At 42.8% G+C, this 15,741-nt stretch carries 16 protein-coding genes and 1 tRNA gene; 4 read left to right on the forward strand and 13 right to left on the reverse strand.

The window, feature by feature from the left end; all coding sequences use genetic code 11:
- Positions 1-2 precede the first annotated feature (2 nt).
- The 6 genes from DACET_RS09480 to DACET_RS09505 form a co-directional block, all read right to left on the reverse strand.
- Positions 3-302 carry a transcriptional regulator gene (locus DACET_RS09480; RefSeq protein ID WP_013011158.1) on the reverse strand — a complete coding sequence of 100 codons (300 nt, stop codon included), beginning with the start codon at positions 300-302 and terminating at the stop codon, positions 3-5.
- Positions 266-610 (reverse strand): ribosome silencing factor, encoded by a 345-nt coding sequence (rsfS, locus tag DACET_RS09485; protein WP_013011159.1) that lies wholly within the window; start codon positions 608-610, stop codon positions 266-268. Before rsfS ends, DACET_RS09480 begins: the two co-directional genes overlap by 37 nt.
- Positions 607-1,248 (reverse strand): nicotinate-nucleotide adenylyltransferase, encoded by a 642-nt coding sequence (nadD, locus tag DACET_RS09490; RefSeq protein WP_013011160.1) that lies wholly within the window; start codon positions 1,246-1,248, stop codon positions 607-609. The genes rsfS and nadD overlap by 4 nt, the downstream gene beginning before the upstream one ends.
- A gap of 1 nt (position 1,249) precedes the next feature.
- Positions 1,250-2,485 carry a glutamate-5-semialdehyde dehydrogenase gene (locus tag DACET_RS09495; protein ID WP_013011161.1) on the reverse strand — a complete coding sequence of 412 codons (1,236 nt, stop codon included), beginning with the start codon at positions 2,483-2,485 and terminating at the stop codon, positions 1,250-1,252.
- Between the two features lie 4 nt (positions 2,486-2,489).
- Positions 2,490-3,632, reverse strand: a complete 1,143-nt coding sequence (gene proB / locus DACET_RS09500; RefSeq protein WP_013011162.1) for a glutamate 5-kinase — start codon at positions 3,630-3,632, stop codon at positions 2,490-2,492.
- 49 nt (positions 3,633-3,681) lie between these two features.
- A tRNA-Gln gene (locus DACET_RS09505) sits at positions 3,682-3,757 on the reverse strand.
- Positions 3,758-3,964: 207 nt separating this feature from the next.
- Between DACET_RS09505 and DACET_RS09510 the strand changes: the two genes are divergently transcribed.
- From DACET_RS09510 to DACET_RS09520, 3 genes are all read left to right on the forward strand, one after another.
- Entirely contained in the window at positions 3,965-4,369 is a 405-nt protein-coding gene (locus tag DACET_RS09510; protein ID WP_013011163.1) for an RrF2 family transcriptional regulator, read from the forward strand.
- A gap of 250 nt (positions 4,370-4,619) precedes the next feature.
- On the forward strand, positions 4,620-6,905 hold the full coding sequence (locus tag DACET_RS09515) for a vitamin B12-dependent ribonucleotide reductase (RefSeq protein WP_013011164.1): 2,286 nt from the start codon (positions 4,620-4,622) through the stop codon (positions 6,903-6,905).
- 214 nt (positions 6,906-7,119) lie between these two features.
- Positions 7,120-7,383, forward strand: a complete 264-nt coding sequence (locus DACET_RS09520; RefSeq protein WP_013011165.1) for a hypothetical protein — start codon at positions 7,120-7,122, stop codon at positions 7,381-7,383.
- Here the strand turns inward: DACET_RS09520 and DACET_RS09525 are convergent.
- Both DACET_RS09525 and DACET_RS09530 read right to left on the reverse strand, forming a co-directional pair.
- Positions 7,369-8,472 carry a glycosyltransferase gene (locus DACET_RS09525; RefSeq protein ID WP_013011166.1) on the reverse strand — a complete coding sequence of 368 codons (1,104 nt, stop codon included), beginning with the start codon at positions 8,470-8,472 and terminating at the stop codon, positions 7,369-7,371. The two genes, DACET_RS09520 and DACET_RS09525, sit on opposite strands and share 15 nt — an antisense overlap.
- Positions 8,459-9,574: a glycosyltransferase family 4 protein gene (locus DACET_RS09530; protein WP_013011167.1), complete on the reverse strand. Its 1,116-nt coding sequence runs from the start codon at positions 9,572-9,574 to the stop codon at positions 8,459-8,461. The genes DACET_RS09525 and DACET_RS09530 overlap by 14 nt, the downstream gene beginning before the upstream one ends.
- An 85-nt stretch (positions 9,575-9,659) precedes the next feature.
- On the opposite strand from DACET_RS09530, the gene DACET_RS09535 reads away from it, so the two are divergent.
- Positions 9,660-10,685 carry a glycosyltransferase family 9 protein gene (locus DACET_RS09535; RefSeq protein ID WP_013011168.1) on the forward strand — a complete coding sequence of 342 codons (1,026 nt, stop codon included), beginning with the start codon at positions 9,660-9,662 and terminating at the stop codon, positions 10,683-10,685.
- A gap of 23 nt (positions 10,686-10,708) precedes the next feature.
- Here the strand turns inward: DACET_RS09535 and DACET_RS09540 are convergent, their stop codons facing one another.
- From DACET_RS09540 to DACET_RS09560, 5 genes are read right to left on the reverse strand one after another with little or no spacing between them, the layout of a single operon-like run.
- Positions 10,709-11,857 (reverse strand): M23 family metallopeptidase, encoded by a 1,149-nt coding sequence (locus DACET_RS09540; protein WP_013011169.1) that lies wholly within the window; start codon positions 11,855-11,857, stop codon positions 10,709-10,711.
- Positions 11,841-12,458: a DedA family protein gene (locus DACET_RS09545; protein ID WP_013011170.1), complete on the reverse strand. Its 618-nt coding sequence runs from the start codon at positions 12,456-12,458 to the stop codon at positions 11,841-11,843. The genes DACET_RS09540 and DACET_RS09545 overlap by 17 nt, the downstream gene beginning before the upstream one ends.
- Positions 12,451-14,103: a DNA repair protein RecN gene (gene recN, locus DACET_RS09550; RefSeq protein ID WP_013011171.1), complete on the reverse strand. Its 1,653-nt coding sequence runs from the start codon at positions 14,101-14,103 to the stop codon at positions 12,451-12,453. The genes DACET_RS09545 and recN overlap by 8 nt, the downstream gene beginning before the upstream one ends.
- Positions 14,097-14,957, reverse strand: coding sequence for an NAD(+)/NADH kinase (locus tag DACET_RS09555; RefSeq protein WP_013011172.1), 861 nt, complete (start codon positions 14,955-14,957; stop codon positions 14,097-14,099). Before DACET_RS09555 ends, recN begins: the two co-directional genes overlap by 7 nt.
- On the reverse strand, positions 14,920-15,741 hold the full coding sequence (locus DACET_RS09560; RefSeq protein WP_013011173.1) for a TlyA family RNA methyltransferase: 822 nt from the start codon (positions 15,739-15,741) through the stop codon (positions 14,920-14,922). Before DACET_RS09560 ends, DACET_RS09555 begins: the two co-directional genes overlap by 38 nt.

Below are 15,741 nucleotides of genomic sequence, written 5' to 3' on the forward strand. Positions count from 1 at the left end.
CTCTACTTTAAATAATATTCAGGATCTGTGATCCATGTTGAGTCGCATTCAGGGCATTTAGAGGGTTTACCGATCTTTTTGCTGAAGACAAACCCGCACTTTCTGCACTCCGGCAGAATAACCCTGAAAGTACCGCCATAGCTTTTCGCTATGTGTTCCAGATGAAAATAGACATCTTTCTCCTGCTGACTGACAGCTTTGGAGATATCCTTAGCTGTGGCAGGATTATTTTTGATATAATCAGCAATCTCCTGCCTGACAGTTACTATTCCGGTATCGCCATCTTCTCGCATCCGCCCCATATAGCCTCTAGGTTGTAGTATTCTCTTTCCTGTTTGCACATAAGATGAACCATAACCTCACCAAAGTCGAGACATATCCAGCGTGAACTGCCCTGTCCTTCCACAGCAAAAGGTTTAATCTTCTTTGCTTTAAGATTTTCCAGCAGGTAGTCAGCAATAGCATTTGCATGCGGTTCGGATGTTGCTGTTCCTATTACGATATAATCTGCAACACTGCTTACCGGTGCTACATAATGCGCTGTGATATCCTCGGTTTTACGCTCAACAAGCTCTTTAAGTATTAAATCCAGCGTGGTGCGGTCTTTCATTCATCTCCCCTGTATAATCCTTTTTCTGATATGTACTCATAAACTACATCCGGCAGATTCGCCTTTCTGTAGCTCGCTTCCAGAACTTCCCTGATATCCGTACTGGATACGTCAACGGGAGGCATCTCGTGAAGTATAACCCTACCGGATTTCTCTCCGGCAAACTGTTCTTCTCTTATCACTATATCATGCAGCCTTTCAGGGATAGCTTCAAGCATTTTTCCAAAAGAAACCATAGAACGGCTCACAACAACAAAGTTAGCATATTTAAAAAGCTCTTCATAAGCATGCCACTTATGTATAGAGGCAAAAATATCTGTACCGCAAGCAAAAAATATTTCATCGTCCGGGTACAGTCTTCTGAAATGTTTAAGGGTTTTCAATGTATAGGAAACACCGTCCGCCGCAATTTCGTAATCTGAAACTTTAAACTTTTCGCCAAGCCCTTCCGCAACAAGTTCCACCATTTTCAGCCGTTTCACAGGATCGATAATACCGCTGCCGGATTTATGAGGTGGTATTTTAGACGGAATGAGAAACATCATGTCCAGCCCAAGGCTTGCTGTAACATTCTCAGCCAGAGCAAGATGTCCTATATGAATGGGGTTGAAAGTACCGCCGAATAAGCCTATTTTCACGTTACTTTATCTGCCCCTGACCGTATATTCTATATTTTGTTGTAGTCAGATCATCTGCTCCCATTGGTCCGCGACAATGAAGTTTCTGGGTGCTGATGCCTATCTCCGCCCCCATACCAAACTCTCCGCCGTCAGTCCATCTGGTTGACGCATTAACATAAACCGCCGCTGCATCCACCATATTAAGAAACATCTCACTGTTTGTATAGTTTTCGGTCACTATGCTCTCAGAATGCATAGATCCGTATTTATTTATGTGTTCAATCGCTTCATCAATGGAAGAAACAACTTTTACAGAGAGGATGTAATCCAGATACTCTGTGCTCCAGTCCTCTTCTGCGGCTTTCTTACAGCTTATAAGCTCCGCAGTGTGTTCACACCCTCGAAGCTCTACATTATGCTCGCCGTAAGCCTTTTCAAGCCTCTTAAGGACAGTTTCAGCCACAGCCTCATGCACAAGAAGTGTCTCCATGGTATTACAGACACCGACACGCTGGCATTTAGCATTAACAGCGATGGACACAGCCATCTCTATATCTGCAAACTTATCTATGTATACGTGACATATGCCGTCGTCATGCTTAACAAGAGGTATAAGAGAATGCTCAGTACAAAACTCAATCAGGGCTTTACCCCCTCTGGGAATCATAATGTCAATACTGCCTTTCGCTTTCAGCATTTCCATCACAAGCCCTCTGTCAGTATCCTCTATGATGTTTACACATGCCTTAGGAAGTCCGGCTTCGGCCACAGCCTCTTTCATGAGCCTGCCGAGGTATGTGTTTGAATGGACAGCTTCTTTACCGCCCCTCAGTATTGCAACATTCCCTGATTTAAGGCAAAGGGCAGCGGCATCTATTGTTACATTCGGTCTGGACTCAAATATGATACCCACAACCCCCAGAGGCACTTTAACTTTCGTAATGTAAAGTCCGTTGGGTCTTTTATAACCGTCAACAACTTTTCCCACAGGGTCAACTTGAGAACGTATATCTTTAACAGCCTGAATCATTCCGTCTATACGCTTATCATCGAGGGTCAGTCTGTCTATCAAAGCATCAGACAAGCCTGTCTCTCTGGCATAATCGAGGTCTTTCAGGTTTTCATTTTTTATTTTAACCCTATTAGCTTCAAGCTTTTCTGCTATGGCAGAGAGGGCGCTGTCTTTCACGTCAGTATTGACGTTCATAAGAACATATGAGGCTTTTTTTGCTTCTCTGAACATATTTTCAAGCATATCATCAAGCTCCGTTGTTCGTTGTTACAACAAGGTCATCCCTGTGAATTATCTCATCAGTAAACTTATACCCTAAAATAGAAGATATGTCAGAAGATTTTTTACCTTTTATCAGGTCAGCATCTTCGGATGCATAGCGGACTTTGCCTCTGGCGACTTCTTTTCCGTCAGGACCGATAACCGCGACAACATCCCCCATGCCGAAATGCCCGGTAACTTTCGTCACTCCGCTGGGCAGAAGAGAGGTTTTTTTATTCACCAGTGCGTTAACAGCTCCGTTATCAACATGCAGCTCTCCGCTTGCTCCTGCTGCGTAAGCTATCCAGTGCTTGCGTCTGGTCAGAGGGTCTTCTATGTGGTTAAAAAATGTCCCGACATCCTCACCATTCAGAAACGCCTCAACATTAAAAAGGTTCATGCCGTTTATAATGCCTACATGACATCCTGCGTCAAGCGCCTTTCCTGCGGCTTCCAGCTTGGACTTCATACCTCCGGTACCAACTCCGGAAACGGAATCCCCCGCTACGTTCAGAAGTTCCTCGTTGATATATTTCACTTCTTCAATGCGTTTTGCATCTTTATTCTTAAAAGGATCTTTATCAAAAAGCCCATCAACATCAGACAATATAAGAAGCATGTCTGCCCCTATAAGTCCGCTAACCAAAGCAGAAAGGTTGTCATTGTCTGTGAAGTTTTCTATCTGACGAAGCTCTTCTATAACAACTGAATCATTTTCATTTATAACAGGCACAACCCCCAGCTCAAGCAGCCGCCGCAATGTGTATCTAGCATTCAGGTAACGCCTTCTGTTTGAAAGGTCATCCTTTGTGATAAGTATCTGCGCCGATGTCACGCCATATTTTTCAAACTCTCTGTCGTATTCCCATATCAATCTCGCCTGTCCGACAGCAGCACAGGCCTGTTTATCAGTGATGTTCTGCGGACGTTCGCTAAAACCGAGCAGCTTAAACCCTGCCCCCACAGCACCGGAAGACACAACAACAATGTTCGGAATATTCTTTTTGAAATTACAGAGGATGCGAACCAGACCGGAAAGAAACTCAAGATTTACACCACGCTCGTGATGAGTGAGGATATTGCTTCCGACCTTAACTACAAGTGTTTCAATTTTAGGAAGTTTTCGCATTTTGTATGACCCTGCCGAAATCGGGCAGACTATATTTGGATAAAAAAAATGGCAGGGGTAGCAGGACTCGAACCTGCAGTACACTGGACCAAAACCAGCTGCCTTGCCAATTTGGCTATACCCCTGCAAAACAGGCTGAAATTATTAATTTTTTTACCCACAATTGTCAAGTACTTTCTTTAAATTATTTTATTTTTTATGCTGCACCCCTCTTCAAGAGGGCAAACCAAGCCAAACACTTCTGAAAGTTAATTTTACAGTTGAATAGTAATCTTTCTTAGGCTATATTTACACTTAAATAATCTTATTAGTCTTTTACCGGAGGATTCTCAATGAAAGTTACCAGAGCAAGCGACTACGCAATCAGAGCATTGATACACATGGCGCACAAGCCGCTTGGAACAACATTTATGCGCTCGGAACTAGCAGCAGAGTGCGAAATACCAGACAGCTTTCTTGGGAAAATACTCCAAAACCTCGCCAAATCTGAAATACTTTCATCTGAAAGAGGCAAAAAAGGCGGCTTCAAAGTTGCAAAAAATCCAGCCGAAATAACAGTATACGACATAATCTCTGCAATAGAAGGCGATATCGCGCTGAATAAATGTATTTTTGATGAAGACTTCTGTTCACTTGTTCACTCATGCACTGCACACAATATGTGGTCTGACATACAGGACAACCTTGTCGAGATGCTTAAAAGTTATTCACTTGCAAAACTGACTGAAAAATACTAATCCGGCAAACCGTTAAGACTCTGAATAGAACTGGAATTTTCCGCAAAACAAAGAACGGTTATTTTTTAAACTTTTGCCATTTTAAAACATCAGGACATAATTTTATAATTCATTTAAACCTTTACTATCAACACATTACATTCCTCGCTCGGCGGTCTGCACGTTTTATATTTTTCTTAATAAACGACTTTACAAAGGCATAATGTGCATATAACATTACACATTAATTTTTTTCTATCTCGGAGGAATTATGAGCAATAAGGAGATCGAAAAGGCTCTGTCTCAAACACCGGATCTTACTAAAAATGCAATTACGGTTCTTGAAAAAAGATACCTTAAACGTGACATAAGCGGCAAACCAGTTGAAAAACCAATAGATATGTTCAGAAGAGTCGCATTGAATATCGCAGAAGCAGATAAGAATTATGATAAAGATGCAGATATTTTATCCACTGCGACAGCATTTTACGAGCAAATGGCAGCTCTTAAGTTTCTTCCAAACTCCCCCACTCTTATGAACGCAGGGCGTGAGCTTCAACAGCTCGCTGCCTGTTTTGTTCTCCCTGTGGATGATTCTTTGGAAGCAATTTTCGAAGCTGTTAAGAATACTGCCTTGATTCATAAATCAGGCGGAGGTACAGGTTTTTCATTCTCCCGCCTAAGACCTAAAGATGACGTTGTAAAGACCACAAAAGGAGTCTCCAGCGGTCCTGTTTCTTTCATGACAGTATTTGATGCTGCCACTGAAACAATCAAGCAGGGGGGCACAAGACGCGGCGCCAACATGGGCATACTCCGAGTTGACCACCCAGATATCATGGAATTCATCTACGCTAAAGAAGATAAAACAAAACTTACAAACTTTAACCTTTCAGTTGGTATAACAGAAAAATTCATGCAGGCAGTCCTAAACGACACTGATTACGATCTGTATAACCCCAAAACCGGCAAAACAGCGGGTAAGCTGAAAGCTAAAGAAGTTTTCGACACTATGGTTCAGCTCGCATGGGAAGGCGGAGACCCGGGCATTGTCTACCTTGACAGGATCAATGCAGAAAACCCCACTCCCAAAGAGGGCGACATCGAAAGCACCAACCCTTGTGGCGAACAACCTCTTCTGCCATACGAATCATGCAACCTGGGTTCTATAAACCTTGGTAAATACGTAAAAGACGGCAAAATTGACTGGGAAGACCTCGAAAAAACAATAGAGGTCGCAGTTCATTTCCTCGACAACGTAATAGACATGAACAAATATCCTATTCAGCAGATCAACGATCAGACTAAGCGTAACCGCAAAATAGGTCTTGGTCTCATGGGCTGGGCGGATATGCTTGCGATGCTTGCCATCCCCTACAACACTGACGAAGCAACTGACCTCGCAGAAAAAGTTATGCAGTTTATAAGAGACAAAGGACGTGAGAAGTCATCGGCTCTGGCTGTTATCAGAGGTGATTTTCCATCTTTTAAAGACAGCATTTACCCAAAAATGGGATTCAAAAACATGCGTAACGCAACAATCACAACTATTGCTCCCACAGGAACAATCTCCATTATAGGTTCTTGTTCCAGCGGTATAGAGCCATATTTCGCAATTGCATTCTACAGGCAGGTGATGGATAACAATAAACTTGTCGAAGTCAGCCCTGTCTTTAAGGATATAGCCAAAAGAGAAGGTTTTCTCTCAGACGAACTCTTAGAAAAAGTCGCAGAAACAGGAACAGCACACGGACTGAGTATGGTTCCTGAAAAATGGCAGGAAGCTTTCGTAACATCCCATGAGATAACACCTTTCTGGCACACAAAAATGCAGGCGGCTTTTCAGAAATACACTGACAACGCAGTAAGCAAAACAGTTAATTTCCCTAATGAAGCGACTATTGAAGATGTTAAAAAAACATATCTTCTCTCTTACAACCTTGGCTGTAAAGGGACAACAATATACAGAGACGGAAGCCGTACAGGGCAGGTGCTCAATGTCGGAACAAAAGAAAAAGAAGCTCAGCCGGAAGCAACAGCCGAATTCACACCAAAGCCAAGACCGAAAGTTCTCATAGGACGCACAGTTGAGATGATGACCGGCTGCGGAAAGCTCTATGTGACAATTAATCAGGATGAAAACGGTGTACCTTTCGAAGTGTTCACAAGCATGGGGAAAGCGGGCGGATGTGCACAGTCTCAATGTGAGGCTATAGGACGGCTTATATCCATAGACCTGCGCAGCGGCGGAAACCTCGACAGGATCATCAAACAGCTCAAGGGGATAAGCTGCCATATGCGCTATGGTTTTGGACCTAACACCGTACTCAGCTGCTCTGACGCTGTGGGTAAAGCCCTTGAACAGGCAACAAAAAGCCCCACAGAAATACTGGTTAGTAAAACAGACGACAACCTTACAGTTGATAAGCTTCTGTCAGATTTTGACAGCAGCGATACTGTGGTGAAAAATGGGGCATGTCCTGATTGCGGGGGACCCGTAGAACACGTTGAGGGTTGCGATATTTGCTACTCTTGCGGTTACTCACACTGTAGCTGATGAAACATTTATATTGTTTTTAAATTCAGCATATCCGCGTATCAGCTGAGTTCAGAAACAATACTATCAATTATGGTAGTAAGTTAAACAAACAATTTGATCAATATAGTTAATAGGGGTGGAAAATTTCTGCCCCTTTTTTTATATAAACCACTAAACATTAACACATTATCTCCGATATCTTAGTATATAGTAGATTAGAAAGGGGTGCTGTATGAAGCCGTCTATGGAATTCATGAGCAATGTATGCTCCGTTCTTGGACATATTAACGAAAATATCGAAGAAAAAAAGGTCGCTCTGCTTCTTGAAAAGAAAATCGAGAAAGAGTCTGAAACATATAATCTCCTGATAAAAGGAGAGAACGAAGCCGACGTTTTTATGCTCGCCAGCGAGCTGACGGACGAGCAGCTCAAGTGGTATGTTTTCGGACTTGGTGACGGAATGGGACTGAAACCTGAAAAATTAGAAATTGCATAAATTGCTGTAGATACTTTTTAACTTACTGATATAGTTTTCAATCGAAAATTCTGCACTTATCATTTTGCTTTTATAACCCAGCTCTTCAGATAGTTTTCTATCTGTAAGGATTTTAACAATCTGACTGGCTATAATTTGCTCATCATTAACACAGAATAATGACGCTTCAGATGCAAATTCCTTTGTAGGGACAGCATCAGAAACAACAGAAGGTACGCCCGCTGCCATCGCTTCAAGATGCGCTATCCCGAATCCTTCAAAAGCGGAAGGCATACAAAAGACATCGGCAATCTTCAGTATAGAATATACATTATCCTTATAACCGGCGAAAGTTACATGTTCGATAACGCCTTCTTCCGATGCTAAATTCTGTAAAGTTCTCTTATTGCCACCCTCACCTATGCAGAAATAGTGAGCGTCCGGAACATATTTCAAAATTTCAGGCAGAGCTTTTATTATAAGTTCTAAATTCTTCTCCTTAACCAAACGCCCCACACTAACTATCAGTTTTTTATCTGCGACACCTAAATCATTTTTGGTGCATGGCGCAGCAGTTTCAACCTTTGTAATATCAATAAAATTATGAAGAACTACATGAGGTTTATCGGATTTATTAAAATTCGCTTCAACCATATCATAAACGATATCTGAAACAGATATAAAAGCGTCCGTCACATGGGCCAGTAGCCTGTTTGTCAACCGTCTGAAGAATTTTTTCTGTATAGTCGGATTATGAATGTGGGTTATGACTTTATGCGGAAACCCTATGCTGGCGATACGTCCAAAGTAGTCAGCCTTGTACTGTGAGGTATGCACTATATCGGGCTTAAGTTCATTCAGCAATTTTCTAAGCTTATTAACAGTTTTAAAGTTGAATTTTTTAAGAGTGTCTTTGCTTGAGCCACATGAAAGAATATTATATCCTTCTGCTTTAAGCTTCTCATGCATCCGCCCTTTACCGGAAATATTTATAACATTAAAATCAATATCCTTATCGGATTTTAGACGTATGAGAATCTCACTGAGTATATTTTCTATCCCACCGAAATCAAAGTCAGCTATTATGAATACGACATTAGGCTTCCTCACAGCTCACCTTTTCGATTGTTTTAAGGTATCCTTCATACATTTCACTTTCAGACATAACATATTTACTATAATCTTTTCTGCCTAGCGCATAAGCTTTAGTGAGTGCATCAGATAAAACATCAGGGGTCAGAGTTTCCACAACATAGCCGTTTTCGCCGTTATGTATTATCTCTGAACTGCCTGCCATGGCAGAAACAACGACCGGAGTGCCGCATATCAGGCTCTCTGGTACAACATTACCGAATGAGTCATAGAGGGACGGCATACAGAAAACATCACATGAGCCGTAAAAACCCTGCATATCATCAACTGCCCCCACGAAGAAAACTCTCTCTCTCAGCCCCAGTTCATCGAGCGTCTGCATGTATGAATCAGCTCTTCTGCCACCGGCAACCAGCAAGACGTAATGATCAGGAAGTACCGCCATTGCATTCAGCAAATGATCAAGACCTTTGCGTTGAAAATTATTTGCGGCAAAACCTATGCAGACAGTGCCTTTTTCCAAATTATATTTATCTCTGAATGGATCTTCAGATGTGAAAGTGAACTTACTTTTATTCACTCCATTAGGAATAATGTCAATCAGCTTTTCGGCATCAGGGAAAGCTGAAAGCACTTCCCGCTTCAGAAACTCCGAGTTAAGTATGACCTTCCTGAGCGACGGGTGAGCATATGTCAGTCTTTCCTTATTTATCAGATGCTTATTAACCGGATCTAATGCTCTCTTCACCCTCTTCTTAAACGCAGTCTCTTTTGACATCAGAGACAAAGTATTCTTAACATAAGAGCTGTGCAGCCCCGAACCATTGCGGTATATGTGGCAACCAGGGACTCTGTCGAATGAAAAATGTATACCGTCAAGCTTCTTCGCCAGCTTTACTGCACGTCTGTGAAAACTCGAGTATTTAAGGTAGCGCCCCGGTTTCAACAACCCTGTCACAGTAAGTATGTTCTCATACTTTTTAGACTTTAACTTATCTTCGCCGCATATAACATGAACATCCACCCCTTTATCCATAAGAAAATTCACGAAATTAAAGCAGATGCGCTCTCCACCACCCTTGTTATGAAAGTATTTTACAAAAACATTTACCCTTTCCATAAAACATTCTTTATCATTTTCGCTCACTAATGTATATATAAATATAACTTAATAAATGCGCTTTATTCAAGCAGGGCAATCTTTTATGAAAAAATGGCTGATTATACAGTTCAAACAGATAGGCGATGTTATACTGACCACACAACTTCCGCGGGAGATCAGAAAACTCTACCCGCAAGCTGAAGTTGATTTTCTCACATTCAGCATGAATAAAGACCTGCTCACATATAACCCGAATATCCGCAATGTCCTTACCGTCCCTTCCGGCAGTGGTTTCATATCCACTATCCGCTCTGCTCTCGCGGTCAGAAACGGGCACTATGACGTAATCTTAGACACACAGAACACACCGAGGTCTATGTATAGTGTTTTATTTTCCGGTGCAGAATATAAAGTTGGTTTCAGAAAATCCAAGCGAAGATTTGCCTACAACACCTTCGTAAGCAGTAAAGGCGCATATGCCGGACTCATAAAACTCAATATGCTGAAGTCATTTGATACAGCTTTTTCAGCAGATAAATACGACTGTTCTCCAGAGGTCTTTTATACTCAGGCAGATAAAGTCTCTATGGTTCAAAAGGCAATGGCATGCGGGTTGAAACTCGATAAACCATACATAACAATGGCTCCTACTCATAAAAAAGTCACCAGACGCTGGAAACTAAAGCACTTTGCAGATACAGCCAACTGGCTAGCAGAAACTAAAGATTTGCAGGTGGTTCTAACTTACGGGCCAGGTGAGAGGGATTATATTACATCCGGCTTAGAAGGGATGAGACTGCACAGGAACATTATAGTAGCTCCGCCTTTAACTCTGCTGGAGCTTGCAGCTCTCATGTCCGGAGCAGAAATGCATATCGGCAATGACTCAGCCCCGCATCATATGGCTGTATCACAGAAAACCCCGACTTTCGTTGTAATAGGTTCAACATCTTCCGGCTGGGTACATCCTCATAAAAGACATACATATATTAACTTAGGGCTGGACTGTCAACCATGCCGCAGCAGCATTTGCAGGATATCAGACGAGATCCCCTGCATGAATGATTTAACTTTTGAAATGATAAAACCTGAACTTGATAAATTCATAAGTGAAAATAAAATCGGCTGAACACCTGCTCAGCCGTTATAAGTTTATCTTACCATTGTTAATCTGTTTGTTCTAGCTATATAAGTATTGTCAATACGCTCGCTGTAGACAGCAGATGCCATCTGAAAATTTTCAAGCTCATCAGACGGAAGCTTCTTATCCGGTGCCTTAAATCTCAGAGGATTCAAATAACTGCCGTTTTTCCTTATGCGATAATCAAGGTGGGGTCCTGTAGCTCTTCCTGTCGCACCGACATATCCTATGATGTCTCCCTGACGGACATATGAGCCTTTATGAATTTTCTTATTAAACCTTGAAAGGTGCAGGTATAAAGTCTCATAACCATTCATATGTTTAATTTTCACATAGTTACCGTTATACCCTTTATAGCGTTTCTCTGTAACACGCCCGTCCGCAGTGGCATGTATAGGAGTGCCTGTGGGTGCAGCATAATCCACACCGTAATGAGGCTGAACTTTATGAGTGACGGGATGCAGCCTGCTGTGGCTGTAGCCGGATGATATTCTGCTGTATCTGAGCGGTGCCTTCAGAAACCCTTTGCGCATTGAAGTACCATCAGGCTTAAAATAACCTTTGGTCTTAGCTGTTTCATAATACAGTGCCCGTATGAAACGTCCCTGATTCAGAAAATCAGCAGCGAGGATTTTCCCATAACCAACAAATTTATTTCGTGCAAACTGTTTTTCCACAAGTATTTTAAAAGTGTCGCCTTTACGCAGGGCATGGAAAAAGTCAATTTCCCATTCATATATGGACGCAAGCATAAACGCAAGCTCAGGGCTCTCTCCTCTGTCGGTGACAGCCTGAATAAGACTGCTTGTGACCTCACCCTCCACAACTGTTGCAACGGTGCTTACAGGGTATTTTACGATATCCAGTTCGAAGTCATCAGCAACCCTGTTTATAGAAATATCAGTGAGAAAATTAGGCTGAAGAGTGATGCAGTTTTCTGTTTCTTTGATCAGAGTTCCTTTCTGGAGTGTAAAATCCGGCAAAAGCTCTTTAAGCTCTTTATTTATGTTGAGAATTTCCTGAGGTGAGAATTTATCAGAAAGAAGTGAATAGAGAGTTTCCCCCCATTTAACTCTATAAGTTTTAATGTTTGCATAAGATGTTGCTGTAAAAGCAAAAAGAATCATAATTACGATTAGAAATCTAAACTGCGGCTTCATCCCCTCTCCTCTTTCTCTGCCAGTAGATATAGACCGCAACTATAGCAGTCACAAAGCAAAGTGTTATTAGTGTTATCGGCCGCAAATTCAATTTAATTAGTTCAATATTATTACCAACAACATAGCCAAGCACAGCCAGAACAACAACCCATATCCCCGCACCGAGCGAAGTGAAAAAGCAGAACATAGGAACATTCATTCTGCCAAGCCCCGCCGGAAAAGAGATGTACTGCCGGACACCAGGAATAAGCCGTCCGACAAATGTCGTTATTTCACCATGTTTTCTGAAATATGTGTCAATTTTAATAAGTCTTTCCGGTGGAAAGAAAAAATATCTGCCATAAGTGGCAAGAAATGAGCGCCCGAGAAAAACAGCGATATAGTAATTCACCAATGCTCCGATAAGTGAGCCGGCAAGACCGCTGAGGATAACAAGATAAATGTTCATCTCCCCCTGAGCTGCAAGATACCCCGCAGGGGGGACAACAACTTCGCTTGGGAAAGGAACAAACGAGCTCTCCAGAGCCATCAGAACCACAATGCCTGTATAGCCGAGATCAGACACCGTCCCCAGAACGAAGTTCACAAACGTTTCAAGCATTTACCATATCCTCTATCATCTGTTTTGCCTGCTGTATTGCAGACTGTGTCACCTCTCCTGTAAGCATGGAGGCGAGCACTTTAAGGCGTTCTTCTTCTTCAACCAGTCCGATATTAGTCTTTGCCTTCGCTCCGTCCAGGGATTTTGTTATGTGAAAATGCCTGCTTCCGGCGGATGCCACCACAGGCAGGTGTGTTATAACTATTACCTGTCTTGCTTCTGCGACTTTTTTCAGCTTAATTGCGACCTTCTTAGCTGTTCTGCCGCTGATGCCCGTATCAACTTCATCAAAGACCAGAGTGTCCACTCTGTCTGCCACCGCAAAGACTTCCTTAAGAGAAAGCATCACACGGGATATCTCTCCACCGGAAGCAACTTTTGTAAGCGGCCCCGGCTCAAAACCAGGGTTAGTGCTGATATAAAACTCTGCCCTGACTCCAGCCATAGCATCCAGCTTTTCAGCCTCTTCGAACACTGTAGTAAAGACACAGTTTTTCAGCTCAAGTTCATCAAGAGACTCAATAACTTTTTCTTCGATTTTTCTTGCTATTTCGCCCCTGCGAAGGTTCAGCACTTTTGCATCTTCCGCAAGCTCTGCATATATATCATCAAGCTGTATCTGAAGCTTATCCAGATTATCCTGACCAAAATTTATATCATCCAGCTTTCCGGCGGTCTCTTCACCGAAACGTACTACATCTTCAAGGGTTGGACCATATTTCTTCGTAAGGTTTGCCAGCCGGTATTTTCTGTCCATCAGGGTATCAAGCTCCGCAGGATCAAGATCCTGCCTGTCTGCTACCTTCTCTACCCCTGCGATGGCATCGTTAATGAGGTATGTCGCTTCTGTAAGCTGACTTGAAGCCGTTTCAAGATCACCGCTGTATGAGGCAACCCCTTCAAGAGCTGTAGAGGCGGAAGAGATGAGGTCATAGGCGTTTATCTCTCCGTCACGAAGCATTCCGAGAGCACCTGCAGCGCTTTCGAGTATTTTTTCCATATTGGACAGGATGCCGACCTTCTCATCAATCTGGCAGTCTTCCTCAATATCTATATTCATGCTTTCTATTTCATTAAGCTGAAACTCAAGCATATCTTTCTCTTTTAAAATCTGCTGACGGTTATTTCTTATGCGGCTTATATCTTTCTCAAGAGCATTATACCGCTCGAATGTTTCCGCATAGCGGTCTTTCAGAGACGGTTCCACAAGGGCATCTATGAAAGCGATGTGAGTTGCGCTGTCCAGCAGCATCTGATGCTCGTGCTGACCGTGTATGTCACAAAAGCCGAAAGCAAGCTGTTTAAGCTGTTCTACTGTAGCCATCCGTCCGTTTATGAATATCCGGTTTTTCCCGGTTTTGTCTATCTCTCTTCTGATGATGATGTCAGTCTCTATTTCAAACTGGTCTTTAAGCTCTTCATCAAGGTGAGAAATATCAGTAAACTCAGCCTCCACCACAAGCTTCTTCTCCGGGTCACGAAAAAGTGCTCTGTTAAATCGTGCGCCAAGAACAAGGTTAAGCGCTCCTATAAAAACAGATTTTCCTGCTCCGGTCTCACCTGTGATAATATTCAGCCCTTTGTCAAATTCAACGGTGACTGACTCTATCACTGAGAGATTTTCGACTCTAAGCATGCTCAGCATTGGCTGATCCCCCAGCCGAGTTTTTCTCTTAGGAGTGAATAGTAATTCTTATTTTTAGGCACTATAAGGTTTGTCACAGTGCTCGCTTTTTTCACAGTGATAGTCTTCCACTTATCCAGCTTTCTGAATATCTGACCGTCATAAGTAATTGACACAGCTTCTTTTGCTGCATTAACTTTTATAGTAACCTCGCTTTCATCAGAAATGACGATGGGTCTGTTGGAAAGCCCCTGAGGGCATATCGGCGTGAGTATCATAGTCTCCAGACTCGGGTGGACAATAGGACCGCCCGCCGCCAGACTATATGCAGTGGAACCTGTCGGGGTAGCAATTATGAGCCCGTCGGCACGGTACTCGTTTACCAGCATCCCATCAATATAGACAGTGGTTTCAAAGATTCTCGCTGCATCGGATTTATTAATAACGATATCGTTAAGTACATCTATCTCGAGAACTTTTTCATTTTCCTGCAAGAGGTGAGAATGAAGCTTCATCCTGTGTTCGACCATATAATCACCGTCCAGAACATCCTTCAATGCACTGACGGCATCATCGGCAACAGTTTCAGTCAGAAACCCCAGCCTTCCAAGGTTTATACCGAGTATCGGAGTTTCTTTATCACCGAGTATACGGACAGCAGAGATAAGGGTACCATCACCGCCCAGCACAACAACCAAATCCGCCTTCTGCTGAATTTCCTCGTCAGAATTAAACTTAGGTTCGGCTATCACCGCTGCGGTTCTTTTATCCTTTAAAACTGTACAGCCCCTGCTTGTGAGAAAACCCATGAGTTCATATATCAGCGGCTTAACTCTGTCACCGTGAGGCTTGGCTATAATAGCAATATTCTTCATATACCACCTGGCTGATAATATCTTTCAGGTCTGCCATGTCTGCGTGGGCATTGTATACAAAATACGAGAGATATTCAACATTTCCTTTAGCTCCCTTCACAGGAGACAAACAAAGCCCGTGAAGATAAAACCCGTTTTCGGCACCATACCCGGCTACTTCCATTATAACACGCTCATGAACAGTGCGGTCATTCACAATGCCGCCTTTATCCACCTCGCCAGGCTTAGCCTCGAACTGAGGCTTTATAAGAAATGCGCAGACACTCTCACCTGCAAACTGTACACACGAAGGAAAGATTTTGGAAAGTGAAATAAAAGAAACATCGGCAACAAAAATATCTGTTTTTTCACCGATAACATCGAAGTCGATTATTCTGAAATTAGTGGAATCAAGGACTGTCACACGGCTGTCGTTAGATACTTTAGGGTCAAGCTGACCTTTGCCTGTGTCAACAGCGAAAATCTTTGCGGCACCGTTTTGCAGTGCCACATCAGAAAATCCCCCTGTGGATGCTCCGATGTCGATGACCGTCTTCCCATGAAAATCTATATTAAATGCTGAAACGGCACGTTCAAGTTTCAGTCCACCGCGGCTGACATAAGGGATATGGTGTTTGAGTCTGATTTCGCTGGTTTCTTTTACAGCAGTCCCCGGTTTGTCGACCCTGTGGTCATCCACAACAACAAGCCCTGCCATAAGAAACTTTGCCGCCTCTACGATGTCACCCGCCAGCCCCAGCTCAACCAGAAGCTTATCTATGCGTTCTTTTCGAACTTTTGCCAT

The sequence above is a fragment of the Denitrovibrio acetiphilus DSM 12809 genome (genome assembly GCF_000025725.1).
Lineage (GTDB): Bacteria > Chrysiogenota > Deferribacteres > Deferribacterales > Geovibrionaceae > Denitrovibrio > Denitrovibrio acetiphilus.

What these genes read in the sequence shown, in the direction of transcription:
- DACET_RS09480 (WP_013011158.1), bottom strand. Translation starts at nt 302, where the DNA reads ATGGGGCGGATGCGAGAAGATGGCGATACCGGAATAGTAACTGTCAGG.
- rsfS (WP_013011159.1), bottom strand. Translation starts at nt 610, where the DNA reads ATGAAAGACCGCACCACGCTGGATTTAATACTTAAAGAGCTTGTTGAG.
- DACET_RS09495 (WP_013011161.1), bottom strand. Translation starts at nt 2,485, where the DNA reads ATGCTTGAAAATATGTTCAGAGAAGCAAAAAAAGCCTCATATGTTCTT.
- proB (WP_013011162.1), bottom strand. Translation starts at nt 3,632, where the DNA reads ATGCGAAAACTTCCTAAAATTGAAACACTTGTAGTTAAGGTCGGAAGC.
- DACET_RS09510 (WP_013011163.1), top strand. Translation starts at nt 3,965, where the DNA reads ATGAAAGTTACCAGAGCAAGCGACTACGCAATCAGAGCATTGATACAC.
- DACET_RS09515 (WP_013011164.1), top strand. Translation starts at nt 4,620, where the DNA reads ATGAGCAATAAGGAGATCGAAAAGGCTCTGTCTCAAACACCGGATCTT.
- DACET_RS09520 (WP_013011165.1), top strand. Translation starts at nt 7,120, where the DNA reads ATGAAGCCGTCTATGGAATTCATGAGCAATGTATGCTCCGTTCTTGGA.
- DACET_RS09530 (WP_013011167.1), bottom strand. Translation starts at nt 9,574, where the DNA reads ATGGAAAGGGTAAATGTTTTTGTAAAATACTTTCATAACAAGGGTGGT.
- DACET_RS09535 (WP_013011168.1), top strand. Translation starts at nt 9,660, where the DNA reads ATGAAAAAATGGCTGATTATACAGTTCAAACAGATAGGCGATGTTATA.
- DACET_RS09540 (WP_013011169.1), bottom strand. Translation starts at nt 11,857, where the DNA reads ATGAAGCCGCAGTTTAGATTTCTAATCGTAATTATGATTCTTTTTGCT.
- DACET_RS09545 (WP_013011170.1), bottom strand. Translation starts at nt 12,458, where the DNA reads ATGCTTGAAACGTTTGTGAACTTCGTTCTGGGGACGGTGTCTGATCTC.
- recN (WP_013011171.1), bottom strand. Translation starts at nt 14,103, where the DNA reads ATGCTGAGCATGCTTAGAGTCGAAAATCTCTCAGTGATAGAGTCAGTC.
- DACET_RS09555 (WP_013011172.1), bottom strand. Translation starts at nt 14,957, where the DNA reads ATGAAGAATATTGCTATTATAGCCAAGCCTCACGGTGACAGAGTTAAG.
- DACET_RS09560 (WP_013011173.1), bottom strand. Translation starts at nt 15,741, where the DNA reads ATGGCAAAAGTTCGAAAAGAACGCATAGATAAGCTTCTGGTTGAGCTG.